Origin of the sequence: Mesorhizobium sp. M5C.F.Ca.IN.020.32.2.1 (assembly GCF_004023105.1) — a bacterium.
In the GTDB taxonomy this organism is placed as follows: Bacteria; Pseudomonadota; Alphaproteobacteria; order Rhizobiales; family Rhizobiaceae; genus Mesorhizobium; species Mesorhizobium wenxiniae.
This window is the reverse complement of the sequence record NZ_RZSX01001217.1, coordinates 1-1451: the sequence shown is the minus strand read 5'-3', so window position 1 is coordinate 1451 and position 1451 is coordinate 1. Positions and strand designations below refer to the sequence as shown.

General features: G+C 64.5%; 2 protein-coding genes. Both read right to left on the bottom strand.

The window, feature by feature from the left end; translation table 11 throughout:
• Positions 1 to 133: 133 nt before the first annotated feature.
• Positions 134 to 925 carry an FAD binding domain-containing protein gene (locus tag EOA86_RS34530; RefSeq protein ID WP_128345598.1) on the bottom strand — a complete coding sequence of 264 codons (792 nt, stop codon included), beginning with the start codon at positions 923 to 925 and terminating at the stop codon, positions 134 to 136.
• A gap of 16 nt (positions 926 to 941) precedes the next feature.
• Positions 942 to 1385, bottom strand: a complete 444-nt coding sequence (locus EOA86_RS34525) for an SRPBCC family protein (RefSeq protein WP_127209650.1) — start codon at positions 1383 to 1385, stop codon at positions 942 to 944.
• Positions 1386 to 1451: the final 66 nt, after the last annotated feature.

Sequence of the window (1451 nt, the reverse complement as noted above, 5' to 3'; positions counted from 1 at the left end):
GCGTTGAGCAGCGTCGTACCGCTGTCGATGAATTCGGCCTTCACCGCGCCGTTGAGCGTGAACTGAACCGGGACCTTTGCCATGTTTCCTCCTTGCGCGCCTGCTCGTGGGCAAGCGCGCTCCCCTGGATATTTCAGCCGAGTAGCAGCCGGCCGAGATGGACCGGCAGGACTTCGTTGCGATACCAGGCACTGGCGATCGGATCGGTAACAGGCGAGGTGCCGTCGCCGGCCGCAGCAAGCGCCGGCGCGATGCCATCGCTGGTGAGCGTCCTGCCGAGCAGCGCCTTCTCCGCCGCCGTCGCACGCATCGGCCGGTCGGCCATGCAGCCAAGCGCTATCCGTGCCGAAGACACGGTTCCGTCCGGTGCTTGTTCCAGCACGGCGGCGATGCTCAGCACCGAGACGCCCTTCGGCTTGATCCTCGACACTTTCAGGAAGCGAAAGCCTTCAGCCGGAAACGTAAATCCAACTGCGGTGATGATGGCGTGGTTGCTTTCGCGTTTTGCCAGGAAGGTTTCGATCGGTAGCTCGCCGTCGTCGATATTGACGGTTGCGTCCAGTGCCAGCAGCGCCACGGTGAAGTCGCCATAGGGCGCCGGGGCGAAGAGATTGCCGCCGACGGTCGCCATGTTGCGGATCGCCGGGCCGCCGACGGCGCGCGCCGCCTGGGCAAGCGACGCGAGATCCGGATGACGGGCGATCGCCGCCATGGTCACCGAAGCGCCAATGCGGACCTTGCCGCCGGAAACGGTGATCGCCGACAGCGCCGGCTCGGTCGACCTGATGAGGCTGGAGACCGACACATCGCCTTCATTGGCGGCGCGCACGACCAGCGTGCCGCCGCCGAGGTATCGGGTACCGGCGGCTTTCAGCGCCGCATTGGCGTCCTTGACCGTCGAGAAAGTCTGCAGGGCGAGCGCCATGGAAGGCTCCTTTTGCTCAACTTTGGCCGGCGAAATGACTTTTCAAAGCGTTGAAACCGCCCTGGAAGACGTTGGCGCCCATGCCCTCGGCCAGTTTGTCGGCTTCTTCCGGGGGCGCGTCAAAGCTGGCGGTCCATTCGGCATAGGTGCGGTCGCCATCGGTCACCCGCCGCAGCTGCAGCGTCGCCTTGTGGTTGGTCAGCGGCTGCGGTGTCTCCAGGATGGAGTAGCTGACGAGGAAATTGCCGTCGGAGAAGTCGAGCAACTTTTCGCGAATGCGGGCGCCGCTGGCGAGCTGAAAGTTGCGCACGCAGCCGATCGTGCCGGGATCCTTGCCGTCCTCGATATGGCTTTCGACCATACGCGGATGCCAGCTCGGCAGGCCGTTGAAGTCGCGTATGCGCGCCCAAACCCTTTCGACCGGCGCGTCGATGACGCTGGAGATGGTAACTTTCGCCATATGGTCGTTCCCTTGCAAGCATGTATGTCGCGAGGGTAGGGCGGCGGGCCCGGCGGCGCTTATCAA